The organism is Rhizobium sp. SRDI969 (assembly GCF_025152725.1).
Classification (GTDB): Bacteria; Pseudomonadota; Alphaproteobacteria; order Rhizobiales; family Rhizobiaceae; genus Rhizobium; species Rhizobium leguminosarum_I.
The window spans coordinates 3,152,258-3,169,702 of the sequence record NZ_CP104035.1 but is presented as its reverse complement, the minus strand read 5'-3'; the positions used below and the strand labels follow the sequence as shown (position 1 = coordinate 3,169,702).

The window sequence follows — 17,445 nt, the reverse complement described above, 5'->3', positions numbered from 1 at the left end:
ATCGGTGTGATCCTAGGGGGTAATTGTGCATGGTCCTTGTTGCAGACGAATTGAAGCGGAAACAGGCCGAGATCCGCTTGAGGATCGAGGAGCTGCGGTTGGAGCTCGCCGCGCTGGAGCAGCAGCAGGCCGCTTTCGTCGTCGTCATCCGGACATACGAGCCGGAATATGATCCTGGCACGGAGCCAAGGGTGTTCCGCCGCCGTAGCAAGCGGGACGGATCGAATACCGACGGCGTTTCCGACCTCTTCAGGGACTTCGACCGCAGAGGCTTCGCTCTGCGCACTCTCCGTGAGGCCGGACGGCCGATAACGACGGTGGAGTGCGCCACGGCCTTCGCGCGCGAAACTGGGCTGGGGGATAACGACGCCGGGCCGGGCAAAATCGGAAACGCCCTTTCGCAGGTTCTCGACCAGCTCGCCAGTGTCCTTCCCGAGAGAAGGGTGACAGTTCATACCGGAGACATGGGTTACACTTTTGGCCTTTGCGAGGAGAGCGAAGGTGCCTTGGCAGGAGTGTAACCTTATGGACGAGCGTCTCAAATTCGTTGCGCGGGTTCTGGATGGCGAGAAGATAGCGGCGCAGTGCCGCGAGTTCGGCATCTCCCGCAAGACCGGCCACAAGATCATCAGCCGCTATAATGCCTGCGGACTGGAAGGACTGACAGATCGCTCGCGACGTCCTTACCGGCACGCCAATCAGCTTCCTTTCCAAATCGAGAAGCTGATTGTGCGTGCCAAGCAGGAGAAGCCGAGCTGGGGCGCACCGAAGATCAGAGAACGACTGGCGCGGCTTTACCCGGACGTGCAAACGCCGGCGATCTCGACCGTGCATGCGGTGCTCGACCGCAACGGCTTGGTCCAGCACCGCAAACGACGGCGCAACAGGGCGCAGGGAACACCACTCTCCCAACCTCGCCAACCCAACGACCTGTGGTGCGCCGATTACAAGGGCGAGTTCATGCTCGCCGACAAGCGCTACTGCTATCCATTGACGATCACTGATTTCGCCAGCCGCTATCTCCTGGCTTGCGAAGCGCTGCACACGACGAAGGAAGCCTACGCCTTCACCGTGTTCGAGAGCGTCTTCAAGGAGTTCGGCCTGCCCAGGGCGATCAGAACCGACAATGGCGTACCCTTCGCCAGCCCCAACGGATTGTTCAATCTGTCGCGGTTGGCGGTCTGGTGGCTCAGGCTCGGCATCGACATCGACATCGAGCACATCAAGCCAGGCAATCCGCAGCAGAACGGCCGCCATGAACGCATGCATCTCACACTCAAGCTGGAGACCACCAAGCCGGCCGGCGCCAATTTCCTGCAGCAGCAGGCCCGCTTCGACGACTTCATCGAGGAGTTCAACACCGAGCGGCCCCACCAGGCGCTTGACATGGCTTGCCCGGCAGAGCGCTACAACGCCTCACCACGATCCTATCGCGGCCTGCCGGAGCTCGACTATCCGTTCCACGACCAGACCGTTACCGTCACAACATGCGGCCGCATCTGCTACAAGCGAAAGAAGATCAATCTCAGCCTGGTCTTTGCCGGCCAGGCCATCGGCATCAAACAGGTCGAAGACCATATCTGGCTCGCAAGCTTCATGGATTACGACTTGGGATACTTCGATGACGAGACATGCAGGCTCGAACCGCTGCCGAACCCTTTCGGCGCGAAAGTGTTACCTATGTCTCAGGAATAAACCGTAACCCATGTGTCCAGAACGGGCCCCCATGTTTGTGGCGCACCCGACAGGATTCGAACCTGTGACCTTTGGAATCGGAATCCAACACTCTATCCAGCTGAGCTACGGGTGCATGCTTGAGGCGGTTTGAATCGCCTGTCCGATGGGTGGTTCTTAGCCTAGCTTGCGGCTGGCTTCAATCGCGAAATTCTCGGAAATACCGGATGCTTGCGGTTTGACGGGCGTTTTTATCCGCCAGGCTGGGGATAGTTGCATAAAAACTCCGCCGGCCTTGCGGGAGGCGGAGCTGATTGCCGCGGACTGGCGCCTTGGTGCGCGGTCAGATCTGCATGGCGCCGGGGCCGGGAATTGCCTTTGAGGGCACCTTGCCGAGGATGATCATGCCGAGCACTTCGTCCTTGGTCACGTCCTCGGTGCGGGCGTGCCCGACGACCTGGCCGTTCTTCATCACCGAGACGCGGTCGGCGAGGTCGAAGACGTCGTGGATGTCGTGGCTGATGAGGAAGATGCCGATACCTTCCTTCTTCAACTGCTTGATCAGCTCGCCGACCTGCGCCGTCTCCTGGGGCCCAAGCGCTGCCGTCGGCTCGTCCATGATCAGGATGCGGGCGTTGAAGAGGATCGCACGGGCGATCGCCACCGATTGCCGCTGGCCGCCCGAAAGCGCCTTCACCGGCTCCTTGAAGCGCTTGAAGTTGGGGTTGAGGCGCCCCATCACTTCGCGGGCGGAGGCTTCCATCGCGACGTCGTCGAGCGTGCCCCAGCGGGTCTTTAGCTCGCGGCCGAGATAGAGGTTGGCGGCGGCGTCGACATTGTCGGCGACGGCGAGCGTCTGGTAGATCGTCTCGATGCCGTATTTCTTGGCATCGCGCGGATTGCGGATGTCGGCCGGCTCGCCATTGATCAGGATCTCGCCGCCATCACGCTTGTAGGCGCCGGAGAGGATCTTGATGAGCGTCGACTTGCCGGCGCCGTTGTGGCCGAGCAATGCCACGACTTCGCCGGGGTAGAGATCGACCGAGGCATTGTCCACGGCATGAATGCCGCCGAAGGAGATCGAGATGTTTTTCAGTTCCACGAGGGGAGTGCGTTGATCAGCCATGTCTGGGGCTCCTCTCACTTGGCACGGGCGCGGTAGACGGTGTCGAGCCAGACCGCCACGACAAGGACGGTGCCGACGACGACGCTCTGCAGCGGCGTGTCGACATGCGCCAGCACCATGCCGGATTGCAGCGACTGCATGACGAGCGCGCCGAGCATGGCGCCGGCGATCGTGCCGGTGCCGCCTGCCAGCGACGTTCCGCCAATGACGGCGGCGGCGATGGTGTAGAGCTCGTCGAGCGTACCCTGCGAGTTCGTAGCGGCATTGAGGCGGGCGGTGGAAATCGCCGCTGCAATGGCCGCGAGAATGCCCATCAGCGCGAAGATGCGCACGGTGACCCAGCGGGTCTTGATACCGGCGAGCTCGGCCGCTTCGGGGTTGCCGCCGATCGCGAAGACATAGCGGCCGAAGCGCAGCCGTGTGGCGATGAAGGTCATGATGATGCCAACGACGATGGCGATCAGCACCGGCACGGCGATGCCGTAGGGGATATCCAGGCCGGTTTCGGGCCAGGGGACATTGTTGGCTTCCGCATAGCGCTTGGCGATGTTGATCGGCCAGTAATAGCTGTTGGCGATCCAGACCGCGCCGAGGATCAACACGCAGCTCAGAATGGCGAGGAAATATTCCGCCCAGATCGGCCGGCGCGGAAAACCGAAGCGGCGGCGCTGATGGCGCGAGCCGATGATGCTGGCAATGACGAAGAGGCAGGCGGCGATACCGACGATCCAGCTCCAGGTGGCGCCGATCGAGCCTTCCGCGCCGCCGCCCATGATGCGGAAGGTCTGGTCCATCGGGGCAACCGTCTGGCCGCTGGTGACGAGCCAGGTCGCGCCGCGCCAGACGAGCAGGCCGCCGAGTGTCACGATGAAGGAGGGAACATTCAAGAAGGCGATGATCATGCCCTGGAAGGTGCCGATCAGGCCGCCGGCGATCAGGCCGACGAGCAGCGTGATCATCCAGGTGAAGGGGCTGTCGAAGCCGATATATTCCGGCAGGATCTTTGCCTGCGTCACGCCCATGATCATGCCGCAGAGGCCGAGCACGGAACCGACCGACAGGTCGATATTGCGGGTGACGATGATCAGCACCATGCCCGTCGTCATCACCGCGATGTCGGTCGTCTGGACCGAGAGGTTCCAGAGATTGCGCGGGGTCAGGAAGAGGCCGCCGGTGATGATGTGGAAACCGATCCAGATGATGATGAGCGCGCCGATCATGCCGAGCAGACGCGTGTCGATCTCGGTGGCGCGGAAGAAGCGGGTCACCGGACTGGCTTCCGCCGCTCGCGGTCCGCTTGATGTTGTGGATTTTACCATTTCGGCCATGGGTTTGCCGTTCCCCCATTTTTGTTTGGACGGACGCGCCGGAGTGCTAGAGGCTGCCATCGGCGTCATGCGTCTGTTCTTCAACTCACCATCGCGATGCTTCCGGAAACCGTGGCGTGGCGTCGCGACACCCTTCCGGCAGGGAGTGAAAACCCGCGATGGTGCGGCGAGGCGGAGAAAACTTCGTCGTTGGAATTCTCATCCGCATCCGGCGCCGCAACGGTGTTCCGCTGCGGCGCCGGCAATTCCAGTTTACAAGCCCTGACTTACTTGCAGGCAGCGACGCTGTCGGCCTTGACGCCCTGGCACGCTTCCGCCTTGGAGATCCAGCCGGCGTCGATGACGACGTTCAGGTTTTCCTTGGTGATCGCAAGCGGCTTCAGGAAGACAGACTGCATTTCGACGCCCTTGGGACCGCCCTTGAAAGCCTGGGCGCCGTCGATCTTGCTCATGTCCTTGCCGCCGGCGAGGTCGAGAGCGACTTCGGCGGCGCGCTTGCCGAGTTCGCGGCTGTCCTTCCAGACGGAAACCGTCTGCGTGCCGAGAGCTATGCGGTTGAGGGCTGCCTTGTCACCGTCCTGGCCGGAAACCGGAACGGAGCCGGCGAGGCCCTGTGCGTCGAGAGCAGCGATCGCGCCACCGGCGGTGCCGTCATTCGAGGCGACGACGGCGTCAACCTTGTTGTTGTTGGCGGTCAGGAACTGCTCCATGTTGCGCTGAGCGTTCTCCGGCAGCCAGCCGTCGGTATAGGCCTCGCCGACATTCTTGATCTTGCCGGCGTCGATGGCGGCCTTCAGGACTTCCTGCTGGCCCGAGAACAGGAAGTCGGCGTTCGGATCGGAAGACGAACCCTTGATGAAGACGTAATTGCCTTCCGGCTTGGCCTTGAAAACGCCCTCAGCCTGCAGGCGGCCGACTTCTTTGTTGTCGAAGGTGATATAGAAAGCAGCCGGGTTTTCGATCAGGCGGTCGTAGCCGACGACGGGGATGCCTTCAGCGGCCGCCTTTTCGATCGCTGGGCCGATGGCGTCGGAGTCCTGGGCGAGAATGATCAGCGCGTTGGCGCCCTGCGAGATCAGCGATTCGACGTCGGTAAGCTGCTTTGCGGCAGAAGATTGCGCGTCAGCGGAAATATACTTGGCGCCCTTGGCTTCGAGAGCCTTCTTGATGGCGGCTTCGTCCGTCTTCCAGCGTTCTTCCTGGAAATTCGACCAGGAAACACCGACGACGAGGTCGGCAGCCATGGCAGCGGTATGCACGGAAACGAGGATGGCCGCGCCGGCCATCAATTTCAAAACAGACTTCATAATGTCCTCCCGAGTGGATTGCGACCGGCCCAGCCCATGCTTCCTCCGGCCACCGCGAATAGCTGTCGAGAAAGGTTCGGATTTTTTTCTCGACAGTCGAGAAATTTAGTGTCAGAGATTTTTTCAACTGTCAACACTGCACTGCCAGCTTAATTTCCTTGCGAAACATCGGCTGGAGATGCAGTGGAAACCAAGGGAAGAGCAAGCAGGAGGAGAGGGCGGCATTCATGCTGACCAAGTCGAGCACGGAGCTGGTCCGGCAGAGAAACAGCGTGCTCGTGCTGTCCGTGCTGCGTCGCCACGGTGCGCTCGCGCATACCGAAATATCCGATTCCACCGGGCTGTCATCGGCCACCATTTCGGCGATCACCACTGAGCTGGAAAAAGCCCAGATCATCGAAAAATCAGAACAGCAGCCGGCAAGCGGCCGCGGTCGGCCGCGCGTGCTGCTGCGCCAGCGGCGCGATTGCGGCTATCTCATCGTCGTCATCATCTCCTCGGATGCGGTGCAATATTCGCTGGTCGATTATGCCGGCAAACTGATCGATCGCTTCAGCGAGGAACGTTCGCATGATCCGGCGGGTGCCGTCCGCTTCGTCGCGGCGGTGCGGGCGGGGCTTTTGCGCATTCTCGATCGCTCGAAGATCAGCCAAGAAAAGGTGCTGCTGATCTCGATCAGCAGCAAGGGGCTGGTCAATTCCACGGAACCGGTTCTCGTCTGGTCGCCGATCTTCGGCAGCGACCAGATCGATTTCGAATCAGCACTCCGGCCGGAATGGCAGGCCAAGGTGATCCTCGACAACGAGACGCTGCTGGTCGCAGCGGCGCTCGGCGCGCGTGAGGAGATGGTAAAGGGCGCTGATTTCCGCTCGCTCGCAGCCCTTTCGCTTGGCCACAGCGTCGGTCTCGGCATCGTCAGGCGCGGGAACCAGACAGGCCAGGAGATATCGGCGCCCAATTTCGGGCACATGCTGCACATGGCCAATGGTGGGCTCTGCCGCTGCGGTACCCGCGGCTGTATCGAGGCCTATGCCGGTTTCTACGCGATCCTGCGCAGCGCCTTCGAAGTGCCGCTCGATACGATTCCGGCAAAGTTCGTGCCTGTGGCGGAACTCGACAAGATTGCTGCCAAGGCGCGCCAGGGCCACCGCGTCCCCGCCTTCGCCTTTCGCCAGGCGGGGCTGGCGCTCGGCAACGGGCTGTCGCGCATGCTGAGCCTGACGGAGCGGATGCCGATCGCCATCACCGGGCCGGGCACGCGTTATTACGACCTGCTTCGGCAAGGGATAGAAGAGGGGCTGGGGCAGTCGCATATCGTGCGCATGGAAGGCATGCCCGAGATCAGGGTAGTGGCCGACGAGCAGATCCTCGTCTTCGAAGGACATTTGAACCGGGCGCTGTCGGTGATCGACGAGGATATCGTTGTTTCGGGCGTTCAGGGAATCCAGGCATCCGCGATTATTCAGGAATCGGGTTGAGGGTTTCTTTCAACCGACGCGCGGTGATTGCAGCAGCAACGGGCTGATCGGTAGTAACTGGCAGTATGCGACTTTGAGGGGCGTGCCGTGTGGCACCCCCCCTCGGGCCTGCCGGCCATCTCCCCCACACGTGGGGAGATCACAAGTGGCTTGAACTTCGTGCCCATCTATTGTTTCGCCGTGCTGGATGCTGATTGTTGGGGAAGCCGATGCGTCCAGCCAATCTCCCGCCTGTGGGGAAGATGCCCGGTAGGGCAGAGGGGCACGCAACACGCACGTCGCCCTTTGAATATCTGCAAAACGCGAAATGGCCGGGCGTGCGCCCGGCCATCTCATGCATGGCGTCCGGCCGGGAGAGGGCCGTCAGCCGATCTTGATGAGCTTGCCTTCCTTGACGGACTGAACCGCGGCATCGGCGAGTGCCAGCGCTGCGAGACCATCGGCGCCTGATGGAGAGATCTTGGAGCCCTTCTCGATCGCGGCGATGAAGCTGGCGATCTCGTTGGCATAGGCTTCGGTATAGCGGGTCATGAAGAAATCGTGCAGCGGCGGGCGGGTATAACCGTCGCCGTTTGCGACTTCGATGGAGACCGGGCGCTGGTTTTCGGCCGAGACCAGGCCCTTGGAGCCATGTGCTTCGATGCGCTGGTCGTAGCCATAGGTTGCGCGGCGGGAGTTGGATATGACGGCCTGCTTGCCGGATTTCGTCTGCAGGATCACCGAGACGCTGTCATAGTCGCCGGCTTCGCCGATCGCTTTGTCGACGAGAACTGCGGCGGCCGCGAAAACCGACACCGGTTCTTCGCCGAGCAGGAAGCGGGCCATGTCGAAGTCATGGATCGTCATGTCGCGGAAGATACCGCCGGAGCGTTTGATATAGTCGACCGGCGGGGCGCCGGGGTCGCGCGAGGTGATCGTCACCATCTCGACATCGCCGATCTTGCCTTCGTCGATGACTTTGCGCACCGCCATGAAATGCGGGTCGAAACGGCGGTTGAAGCCGACCATCAGCTTGGCGCCGGTCTCTTCCACTACCTTGATGCAGGCCTTGACGCGGGCAACGTCGAGATCGATCGGCTTTTCGCAGAAGATCGCCTTGCCGGCGCGGGCGAAACGCTCGATCAGGTCGGCATGTGTATCCGTCGGCGTGCAGATGACGACGGCGTCTATATCCTTGGCTGCCTCGATCGCGTCGATGGTGCGGACCTCGCAGCCATAGGCGGAGGCGATTGCTTCGGCAGTCTGCGGAAAGGCGTCTGCGACCGCGACGAGCGTCGCATTGGCGTCGCCGCTGACGGCTTTTGCATGGACCTTGCCAATGCGGCCGGCGCCGAGAAGACCAAATCTCACTCTCATTTTAACCTCCCTTGAATTCGGAACAAATAAACCGAATTGCCAAAATTCTGGAATTTTCATTCCATCTTCTGTGGACCACGTCAAGCCCGCGGATCTTTCACATTTGCAAGATTCGAACCAGAGCCTGTCCCAGTCGGATTGAAGTATTCTGCCGGAGCAGATTTTGGTCAGGGCGGAGCCGATCGCCTGATCCTGGCGGAAAGATGCCCGGCCTTTCAGTTTAATCTGACCAGGAAAGGCCCTAGAACAGAATGATTTTAGGCCGGTCGGCCTAAAATCTGAATCCTGTCCTGCATTATATAGTCAGAGCATGACGTCGTCCGAAAACCGCTTACACTTTTCGGCATCATGCTCTAGAGACAATCGCGGCACGGGCCGCCGGCCGTGCGACAAATGCGACCGCGGGGCAAGGAATGAAACTCATCGATCCGACTCATCCGGCATATCGGCGCCTCTGGGTGCGGATTGCCATCGTTGCCGTTTGCTTCGGCTGGGCCGTGGTCGAACTTGTCACCGGCGATCCGTTCTGGGCGGTGCTGGCCGGCGGGGCAGGCGCCTATTCCTTCTATATGCTGTTCTGGACCTTCAATCCGCAGCCTCCGGCCATCGAGCCGCCCGTGCAGCCTGACGCCGAGGACGAGGACGAACCCGCGGCGGCCGCTGAAAAACCTTCGAAGGACGGGCAGGCGGAATAGTCAGCGGCTCAATCGCCGCAGCGCTTCGTCGATCAGCAGATTGGCCAGCATCATGCGCCTCGTCGCATTGTCACGGAAGGGCAATTCAACGCCATCGGGATGATTGGCGCGCGCGAAGGCGCGGCGCTTCTCGCGGAGTGTCAGCAACGTATCGGCGGCGGAGATCGCCAATTCCTCGGCAACCTCCTGCGGAGTCGTGCGGACGAGATGATCCGGCATGATGGGCTCGGTTGGAGGCGCAGGCGCCGGTTTCTCCACGACCCCAGCGACAGCATCGAGTTCCAGATTGTCGAAATAGGCCTGGCCAACGCGCTGCGAGGCGACTGAGACGCCCGCCATCACATCGAAGGCAAGCCCGGTGCCGAGACCGGAGACACGATGGGCCGCCGGGGCTTCGGCGTCTTCGGTCGTCTCATCCTCCGCCATCAGCCGCTCGAGGACTGATTGAAATACCGACTGTCCGAACAGCATCCCGCCTTCCTTGAGAGCATCTCCGTTTTTTCTTCGAACCACGGAAATGCTCTATCTTTTTGTTCGCGTAATTCCGGACGTTAAAACCGCTGCACAGTTTTGCTGGAATTGCTCCAGGCGCATTAAAAGAGAGCAAGATGGCGCAGGGCTTGCGGCTGTCGTCAGCCGGCCTGCTTGTGGCTCTCCTCGAGGATAATGTCGTAGAGCAGCCGCGCACTCGGCGGCAGCGCCCGTTCCCTGGCCGTGATCATGCTGTAGGGTTTGACGTTGATGTCGAAATCGATCGGCAGCATGCGCACATCAGAGGCATTCGAGCCCTGGCTGGCAAGGAACTGGGCGACGTCGACGGCAACGGGAGCGATCGCATCGGTTTCGCAGATGATGGCGCAGGTCAGAAGCAGCGAGGAGGTGTTGACGATGTTTTCGGGCAGCGCCACGCCACGCGACAGGAAAACGTCCTCGATCGTGCGGCGCAGCAGCGTGCCCGGCGGCTGGAACACCCAGTCGTAATCCCTGACGTCGGAGAGGCTGCTCGTCTTCTGCTTCATGAGCGGATGGCGGCTGCGCACGATCAGGCAAGCCCGTTCGATGCCGATCTCGGTCACCTCGAACAGGCGCGGGTTGAGATCATCGGGAATGCGGCCGATGACGAAGTCGTGGCGGGCGGCGAGTAGCTCGCGGGCAAGCACGTTGCTCGTCTCCACCTGGATGTTGATCTCGATGCCTGGATAGGCTTTGCGCACCTTGTTGATTGCCGGCACGACAAGGCTCATGGCCGGCGCCGTCACCGCGCCGATGAAGACCGACCCGCCCTTGCCGCTTTTCAGTTCGCCGATCTCGCGGCTCGCCTCGCGCAGCTCCAGGAGGATCTTCCTGGCTCTTCTGGCAAGCGCTACGCCGAAGGTCGTCAGCACCACGCCGCGGGCCACGCGCTCATAGAGCGACGTCTTGGTGATCGATTCCATTTCGGACAACATGCGCGATGCGGCGGGCTGCGAAATGTTCAGGACTTCCGCAGCTGCGGAAATCTGTCCACTATCTTCGATTGCGACGATCATGCGCAGGTGATTCAGCTTAAGTCCTGCACGCAAAAGGCCGTCATCGCCGAAATTATCGCTGTGGATATCGACGTGATCCATCAAAAATGGCTCAGAAATAATCGCCATGGTAGCAGCCTCCTCGCTGCGCTCCATCAAAAGTAATACTTTTTAACGATATACCAAAATTGTTATGCACGTTAGCACTTATTCTATTTGACAGTTATAGGAATCCATACCAGTTTGCCGCCGTGTGCTGGTTGGCACTCAACACGTGTGAGATCGTGGAGGAGACCTACTTCGTTTCTCACCATCTGAAGTAACTATCCAATACGGAACCTGCCACAGTTTCGGGGCGGGCGATTTTTCGTCCGCTGCTTATTAACAAGGGAGAGAGAAATGAAATCCATTATCTCATTGATGGCCGCGGCTGCCTTCGGCGTCGCTTCGTTCGTTGCACCGGCTCTGGCCGCGGATAAGGGCACCGTCGGTATTGCGATGCCGACCAAGGCTTCTGCCCGCTGGATCGATGACGGCAACAACATCGTCAAGCAGCTGCAGGCTGCCGGTTACGGCACTGACCTGCAGTATGGCGACGATGACATTCCGAACCAGCTTTCGCAGATCGAGAACATGGTCACCAAGGGTGCCAAGGTTCTCGTCATCGCTTCGATCGACGGCACGACGCTTTCCGACGTTCTCCAGAAGGCACATGACGCCGGCATCAAGGTCATCGCTTACGACCGCCTGATCCGCGATTCGGGCAACGTCGACTACTACGCCACTTTCGACAACTTCCAGGTCGGCGTTCTGCAGGCCGGCTCCATCGTTGACGGCCTCGGCCTCAAGGACGGCAAGGGCCCGTTCAACATCGAACTGTTCGGCGGCTCGCCGGACGACAACAACGCCTTCTTCTTCTATGATGGCGCAATGTCCGTCCTGCAGCCCTACATCGACAGCGGCAAGCTCGTCGTGAAGTCCGGCCAGACCGGCATGGACAAGGTCGGCACACTGCGTTGGGATCCGGCAACGGCCCAGGCCCGCATGGACAACCTGCTCTCGGCCAACTACACCGACGCCAAGGTCGATGCCGTCCTGTCGCCTTACGACGGTCTGTCCATCGGTATCATCTCCTCGCTGAAGGGCGTTGGTTACGGTACCGCGGCTCAGCCGCTCCCGATCGTCACCGGTCAGGACGCTGAAATCCCGTCGGTCAAGTCGATCATCGCTGGCGAACAGCACTCGACGATCTTCAAGGACACCCGCGAACTCGCCAAGGTCACTGTTGCCATGGTCGACGCCGTCATGTCTGGCAAGGAGCCTGAGGTCAACGACACGAAGACCTACGACAACGGCGTCAAGGTCGTTCCGTCCTATCTGCTGAAGCCGGTTGCCGTCGACAAGACCAACTACAAGCAGATCCTCGTCGACAGCGGTTACTACTCTGAAGACAAGCTGAAGTAATGAGAAGGACCGGAACCCGCGCTTGCGGGTTCCGGTCTTCGATTTTATGATCGCCCAGCCGCTTGACGGCTGTCGGCGCTGGAACTTTGACTATGGACAATACCATCCTCGAAATGCGGAGCATCACCAAGACGTTCCCGGGCGTCAAGGCGCTGGAGAATGTGAACCTCAAGGTTCGCCAGGGTGAAATCCACGCATTGGTGGGCGAAAACGGGGCCGGCAAATCGACCCTGATGAAAGTGCTATCAGGCGTCTATCCCACAGGAAGCTATGAAGGCGACATCGTCTACGAAGGCGAGACGCGCAACTTCAAGGTCCTGAAGGACTCAGAAGAAATCGGCATCGTCATCATTCACCAGGAACTGGCGCTCGTGCCGTTGCTGTCGATCGGCGAAAATATCTTCCTCGGCAACGAGAATGCCAAGAGCGGCGTCATCAGCTGGGACGAGACATTCAACCGCACGAAGCAGCTGCTGAAGAAAGTAGGCCTGTCCGAATCTCCGAACACACTGGTGACCGACATCGGCGTCGGCAAGCAGCAGCTCGTCGAGATCGCCAAGGCGCTGTCGAAGAGCGTCAAGCTGCTCATCCTGGACGAGCCGACCGCTTCGCTCAATGAACGCGATTCCGACGCGCTGCTCACTCTGCTCATGGAGTTCCGCAAGCAGGGCATCACTTCGATCATCATTTCCCATAAGCTGAACGAGATCCGCAAGGTCGCCGACCAGATCACGGTCCTGCGCGACGGCATGACGGTCAAGACGCTCGACTGTCACGCGGACGAGATCAGCGAAGACATCATCATTCGTAACATGGTCGGTCGCGATCTCGAGGACCGCTATCCTCCGCGTTCGGTGCCGATCGGCGAAACCATTCTCGAAGTCAAGAACTGGAACGCTTATCATCAGCAGCACCGCGACCGTCAGGTCCTGCACAATATCAACATCACAGTCCGCAAGGGCGAAGTCGTTGGTATCGCTGGTCTGATGGGGGCGGGGCGCACCGAATTCGCCATGAGCCTGTTCGGCAAGGCCTATGGCCACAAGGTTTCGGGCGAGGCGCTGATGCACGGCAAGCCGGTCGACGTCAGCACCGTGCGCAAGGCGATTGACGCAGGTCTCGCCTACGTTACCGAAGACCGCAAGCAACTCGGCCTCGTCCTCAACGACACGATCCTGCACAACACGACGCTCGTCAATTTGAAGGCGGTGTCGAATGCGTCCGTTATCGACAGCGTCAAGGAATCCAGGGTTGCGACCGACTATCGGTCGAAGTTGCGCATCCGTTCCTCCAGCATCTTCCAGGAGGCGGTCAATCTTTCCGGTGGCAACCAGCAGAAGGTGGTGCTGTCGAAGTGGCTGTTCTCCGATCCGGATATTTTGATCCTCGACGAGCCGACGCGCGGCATCGATGTTGGCGCAAAATATGAAATTTATACTATCATCAACCAGCTTGCCGCCGATGGAAAGGGCGTTCTGATGATCTCGTCGGAAATGCCCGAACTGCTCGGAACGTGTGACCGCATCTACGTGATGAACGAAGGACGCATCGTCGCAGAACTGCCGAAGGGAGAAGCAAGCCAGGAAACCATCATGCGCGCTATCATGCGCTCAGGGGAGAAGAAACAATGACGCCGATCAATCAACCCATCGCTGAGCAGGGGCGTGTCGTCTCGGTCGGAGACTACGTTCGCGGCAACATCCGCGAATACGGCATGTTTATCGCCCTCATCGCGATCATGGTGTTCTTCCAGTTCTCGACCGGTGGCGTTCTCTTCAGGCCGCTCAACCTGACAAACATCATTCTGCAGAACTCGTTCATCGTCATCATGGCGCTCGGCATGCTGCTGGTGATCGTCGCCGGCCATATCGATCTTTCTGTCGGCTCGGTCGTCGGCTTCATCGGCGCCATCGCTGGCGTGATGACGGTGCAATGGCACACCAACTATGTCCTGGCGGGTATCATCTGCCTTGCCATGGGCGCGCTTGTCGGCGGCGTCCAGGGCTATTTCGTCGCTTATCACAAGATCCCGTCCTTCATCGTCACACTGGCCGGCATGCTGGTCTTCCGCGGCCTGACGCTGTTCGTGATGACGGCATCGGGGACCGGCACCAGCATCGGTCCTTTCCCGCCGGCTTTCCAGCTGATCAGCATCGGCTTCCTGCCGAACGCTTTCGATATGGGCGGCATCAACTCGACCTCGATCATTCTGACCGTTGTCGGCGCGGTAACCCTCTTCTACCTGGCATGGCGCAAGCGCCTATCGAATGAAAAGCATGGCAATGACGTCGAGCCGCTGGGCTTTTTCCTCGTCCAGAACGCCCTCGTCACCTTCGCCATTCTGGTGCTCGGTTACCAGCTGTCGATCTATCGCGGCTTCCCGAATGTGCTGATGGTCATGCTTGTTCTGGTGGCTGCCTATGCCTTCATTACCCGCCGCACGACGATCGGCCGCCGCATCTACGCCATGGGCGGCAATGAGAAGGCGACGAAGCTTTCCGGTATCAACACCGAGCGGCTGACCTTCCTGACGTTCGCAAACATGGGCCTGCTTGCCGGACTGGCCGGACTGATCGTTGCCCTGCGTCTCAACTCGGCAACGGCCAAGGGCGGCTTCGGTCTCGAACTCGACGTGATCGCGGCCTGCTTCATCGGCGGCGCATCCGCCCAGGGCGGCGTCGGCAAGGTGACCGGCGCTGTTATCGGCGCTCTGATCATGGGCATCATGAACAACGGCATGTCGATCCACGGTCTCGGCACCGATTCGCAGCAGATGGTCAAAGGCGCGGTGCTCCTCGCCGCCGTGTTCTTCGACGTCTACAATAAGAACAAGGGCTGAGCGCTTCCTAAGCGCCAGCCAGGCATTCGCAGTCCTATGAATGATGGATTCCGGCTCCTGATGGAGCCGGACAGGCGGAGCTTTTTCCTGTCTTCGCCGAAACTAGAAGGATCGAAGACGTGCTTATTTCACAGATCAAGGGTGCAAACGGAGAGATCGTCGTTGCCGTTCGCGAGCCGGGCGGCGTTGCCAAGTCGGTCAAGAACGCCGTCAGCGTCTATGCGCTGGCGATGGAGGCCGCAGACGGCGGCAAGTCCCTTGCCTCAGTCATCGAGGTGCATGGCTACGGGGACGCTGTTGATCTTGAAAAGGCCTATGCGGAAGGCCGCTTCTTGCCGCCGATCACCCATCCCGACGCCGCCCATCTGCATCTGACCGGCACTGGCCTGACGCATTTGGGATCGGCGGCAACGCGCGATTCCATGCACAAAAAGACCACGGAAGCCGCCGAGGAAACCCTGACGGACTCGATGAAGATGTTCAAGATGGGCCTTGAGAACGGCAAGCCGAAGGCCGGCGAAAAGGGCGTCCAGCCTGAATGGTTCTACAAGGGTAACGGCTATGGAGCCGCAGCCCCCGGCGCGCCGCTGGTTTCGCCTTCCTTCGCGCTCGATGGCGGCGAAGAGCCTGAAATGGCCGGCATCTACGTGATCGCCAAGGACGGCTCGCCCTTCCGTATCGGCTTTGCGCTGTCGAACGAATTTTCCGATCACGTCACCGAGCGGATCAACTATCTCTATCTCGCCCATTCGAAGCTGCGTCCGGCAAGCTTCGGCCCGGAAATCCGCGTCGGCGCGGCCCCGGAAGATATTCGCGGCACCTCGCGCATCAAGCGCGGTGACAAGGTGATTTTCGAAAAGCCGTTCCTGTCCGGTGAGGCGAACATGTCGCACACCTTCGCCAATCTGGAATACCACCATTTTAAATATGGCCTCTTCCGTGTTCCGGGCGATGTTCACGTCCATATGTTTGGTACGGCGACCCTTTCCTTTGCCGACGGCGTCAAGACCGAAGAGGGCGATGTGTTCGAGATCGAAGTCGCCGAATTCGGCTTGGCGCTCCGCAATCCGCTTGAGGTGGCCGCCGAGGAAGAGATCGCCGTCAGGCAGCTCTGATTTGAAGACCCGGCCGCATTCGGCGGTCGGATCATGCTCGTAAACGGTAGAGGAGGCTTGTTGAGCCCATGACCATTTATCAAAACCTGATCGCCGGCGAATGGGTCGGCTCGAACGCGACGAAGAACATCAACCCGTCGGATACGAACGAGATCGTCGGCCTCTATGCCGACGGCAGCGCTGATGACACGAGAAACGCCATTGCCGCCGCCAAGGCCGCCTTCCCGGCCTGGTCGCGCTCCGGCATCTGGGAGCGCCACGTCATCCTGAAGAAGGCCGGCGACGAGATCATGGCGCGCAAAGACGAGCTCGGTGCGTTGCTTGCCCGCGAAGAAGGCAAGACGCTGCCGGAGGCGACCGGCGAGGTGATCCGCGCTTCGCAAATCTTCGAATTCTTTGCCGGCGAGGCACTGCGGTTGGCCGGCGAGGTTCTCCCGTCGGTTCGTCCGAATATCGGCATCGAGATCACCCGCGAGGCTCTCGGCGTCATCGGCATCATCACGCCGTGGAATTTCCCGATCGCCATTCCCGCCTGGAAGATCGCGCCGGCGCTCTGCTACGGCAACACCGTCGTCTTCAAGCCGGCCGAACTGGTGCCCGCCTGTTCCTGGGCGATCGTCGACATCCTGCACCGCGCCGGCCTGCCGAAGGGCGTGCTGAACCTCGTCATGGGCAAGGGCTCGGTGGTCGGTCAGGCCATGCTCGAAAGCCCCGACGTTCACGGCATCACCTTCACCGGTTCCACCGGCACCGGCAGACGTGTCGCCGCCGCCTCCATCGAGCATAACCGCAAGTTCCAGCTGGAAATGGGCGGCAAGAACCCGATGGTCGTGCTCGACGATGCCGATCTCAACGTCGCCGTCGAGGCGGCCGCCAATTCCGGCTTCTTCTCGACCGGCCAACGCTGCACCGCCTCCTCGCGGCTGATCGTCACCGAAGGCATTCACGACAAGTTCGTCGCAGCACTCACCGACAAGCTGAAGACGCTGGTCGTCGACAACGCCCTGAAGGCCGGCACTCATATCGGCCCTGTCGTCGATGAGCGGCAGTTGAAGACCGATACCGACTATATCGATATCGGCAAGTCGGAAGGCGCCAAACTCGCCTTCGGCGGCGAGGTGATCTCGCGCGACACGCCCGGCTTCTACCTGCAGCCGACGCTGTTTACCGAGGCGACCAACCAGATGCGGATTTCGCGCGAGGAGATCTTCGGGCCTGTGGTCTCGGTGATCCGGGCGAAGGATTACGACGAGGCGCTTGCCATTGCTAACGATACGCCGTTCGGCCTTTCGGCCGGCATCGCCACAACCAGCCTGAAACATGCGACGCACTTCAAGCGCAATTCCGAGGCCGGCATGGTGATGGTGAACCTGCCGACGGCAGGCGTCGATTTCCACGTGCCGTTCGGCGGCCGCAAGGGTTCGTCCTACGGTCCGCGCGAGCAGGGCAAGTACGCCGCCGAATTCTACACAACCGTCAAGACCGCCTACACCCTGGCTTGAGACAAGTGCGATAACCCGGGCCATACGAGGCGATCCGGCGATATCCTGAAGGA

At 60.5% G+C, this 17,445-nt stretch carries 15 protein-coding genes and 1 tRNA gene; 9 read left to right on the top strand and 7 right to left on the bottom strand.

Annotated elements, in window-relative coordinates:
- Positions 1 to 29 precede the first annotated feature (29 nt).
- Together N2A41_RS15905 and N2A41_RS15900 are read left to right on the top strand one after the other, a co-directional pair.
- A complete protein-coding gene (locus N2A41_RS15905) occupies positions 30 to 521 on the top strand; it encodes a hypothetical protein (protein WP_260109214.1) in 492 nt (163 codons plus the stop codon).
- Positions 502 to 1,695, top strand: coding sequence for an integrase core domain-containing protein (locus N2A41_RS15900; protein WP_441005712.1), 1,194 nt, complete (start codon positions 502 to 504; stop codon positions 1,693 to 1,695). Before N2A41_RS15905 ends, N2A41_RS15900 begins: the two co-directional genes overlap by 20 nt.
- A gap of 38 nt (positions 1,696 to 1,733) precedes the next feature.
- On the opposite strand, the gene N2A41_RS15895 is transcribed toward N2A41_RS15900, so the two are convergent.
- The 4 genes from N2A41_RS15895 to xylF all read right to left on the bottom strand — a co-directional run bounded on the left by N2A41_RS15895 (position 1,734) and on the right by xylF (position 5,435).
- Positions 1,734 to 1,810: transfer RNA gene (locus N2A41_RS15895), tRNA-Arg, on the bottom strand.
- A gap of 207 nt (positions 1,811 to 2,017) precedes the next feature.
- Positions 2,018 to 2,800 carry an ATP-binding cassette domain-containing protein gene (locus N2A41_RS15890; RefSeq protein WP_003561812.1) on the bottom strand — a complete coding sequence of 261 codons (783 nt, stop codon included), beginning with the start codon at positions 2,798 to 2,800 and terminating at the stop codon, positions 2,018 to 2,020.
- Positions 2,801 to 2,814: 14 nt separating this feature from the next.
- Positions 2,815 to 4,128, bottom strand: coding sequence for a sugar ABC transporter permease (locus N2A41_RS15885; RefSeq protein ID WP_260109212.1), 1,314 nt, complete (start codon positions 4,126 to 4,128; stop codon positions 2,815 to 2,817).
- Between the two features lie 266 nt (positions 4,129 to 4,394).
- Positions 4,395 to 5,435, bottom strand: coding sequence for a D-xylose ABC transporter substrate-binding protein (xylF, locus tag N2A41_RS15880; RefSeq protein WP_260109211.1), 1,041 nt, complete (start codon positions 5,433 to 5,435; stop codon positions 4,395 to 4,397).
- A 227-nt stretch (positions 5,436 to 5,662) separates the two neighbouring features.
- Here xylF and N2A41_RS15875 point away from each other — a divergent pair, with 227 nt between their 5' ends.
- Entirely contained in the window at positions 5,663 to 6,913 is a 1,251-nt protein-coding gene (locus N2A41_RS15875; protein WP_260109210.1) for an ROK family transcriptional regulator, read from the top strand.
- A gap of 363 nt (positions 6,914 to 7,276) precedes the next feature.
- Here the strand turns inward: N2A41_RS15875 and iolG are convergent, their stop codons facing one another.
- Positions 7,277 to 8,269, bottom strand: coding sequence for an inositol 2-dehydrogenase (iolG, locus tag N2A41_RS15870; protein WP_260109209.1), 993 nt, complete (start codon positions 8,267 to 8,269; stop codon positions 7,277 to 7,279).
- 413 nt (positions 8,270 to 8,682) lie between these two features.
- Here iolG and N2A41_RS15865 point away from each other — a divergent pair, with 413 nt between their 5' ends.
- A complete protein-coding gene (locus N2A41_RS15865; protein WP_222387049.1) occupies positions 8,683 to 8,964 on the top strand; it encodes a hypothetical protein in 282 nt (93 codons plus the stop codon).
- Here N2A41_RS15865 and N2A41_RS15860 read toward each other — a convergent pair whose 3' ends face one another.
- Together N2A41_RS15860 and N2A41_RS15855 are read right to left on the bottom strand one after the other, a co-directional pair.
- Positions 8,965 to 9,435 carry a hypothetical protein gene (locus N2A41_RS15860; protein WP_222387048.1) on the bottom strand — a complete coding sequence of 157 codons (471 nt, stop codon included), beginning with the start codon at positions 9,433 to 9,435 and terminating at the stop codon, positions 8,965 to 8,967.
- Between the two features lie 161 nt (positions 9,436 to 9,596).
- Positions 9,597 to 10,601: a LysR family transcriptional regulator gene (locus N2A41_RS15855; RefSeq protein WP_222387047.1), complete on the bottom strand. Its 1,005-nt coding sequence runs from the start codon at positions 10,599 to 10,601 to the stop codon at positions 9,597 to 9,599.
- 270 nt (positions 10,602 to 10,871) lie between these two features.
- On the opposite strand from N2A41_RS15855, the gene chvE reads away from it, so the two are divergent.
- The 5 genes from chvE (at position 10,872) to N2A41_RS15830 (ending at position 17,392) form a co-directional block, all read left to right on the top strand.
- Positions 10,872 to 11,936 (top strand): multiple monosaccharide ABC transporter substrate-binding protein, encoded by a 1,065-nt coding sequence (chvE, locus tag N2A41_RS15850; RefSeq protein WP_003561803.1) that lies wholly within the window; start codon positions 10,872 to 10,874, stop codon positions 11,934 to 11,936.
- A gap of 92 nt (positions 11,937 to 12,028) precedes the next feature.
- Entirely contained in the window at positions 12,029 to 13,567 is a 1,539-nt protein-coding gene (gene mmsA / locus N2A41_RS15845) for a multiple monosaccharide ABC transporter ATP-binding protein (protein WP_164577199.1), read from the top strand.
- Complete coding sequence (gene mmsB / locus N2A41_RS15840; RefSeq protein ID WP_017965465.1) at positions 13,564 to 14,775, top strand: multiple monosaccharide ABC transporter permease; 1,212 nt, start codon at positions 13,564 to 13,566, stop codon at positions 14,773 to 14,775. Before mmsA ends, mmsB begins: the two co-directional genes overlap by 4 nt.
- A 119-nt stretch (positions 14,776 to 14,894) precedes the next feature.
- The gene (gene araD1 / locus N2A41_RS15835) at positions 14,895 to 15,890 is read left to right on the top strand and encodes an AraD1 family protein (protein ID WP_222387046.1); all 996 of its coding nucleotides are present in this window, start codon (positions 14,895 to 14,897) and stop codon (positions 15,888 to 15,890) included.
- A gap of 68 nt (positions 15,891 to 15,958) precedes the next feature.
- Positions 15,959 to 17,392, top strand: a complete 1,434-nt coding sequence (locus N2A41_RS15830; protein ID WP_017965463.1) for an aldehyde dehydrogenase family protein — start codon at positions 15,959 to 15,961, stop codon at positions 17,390 to 17,392.
- The last annotated feature ends 53 nt before the right edge of the window (positions 17,393 to 17,445 follow it).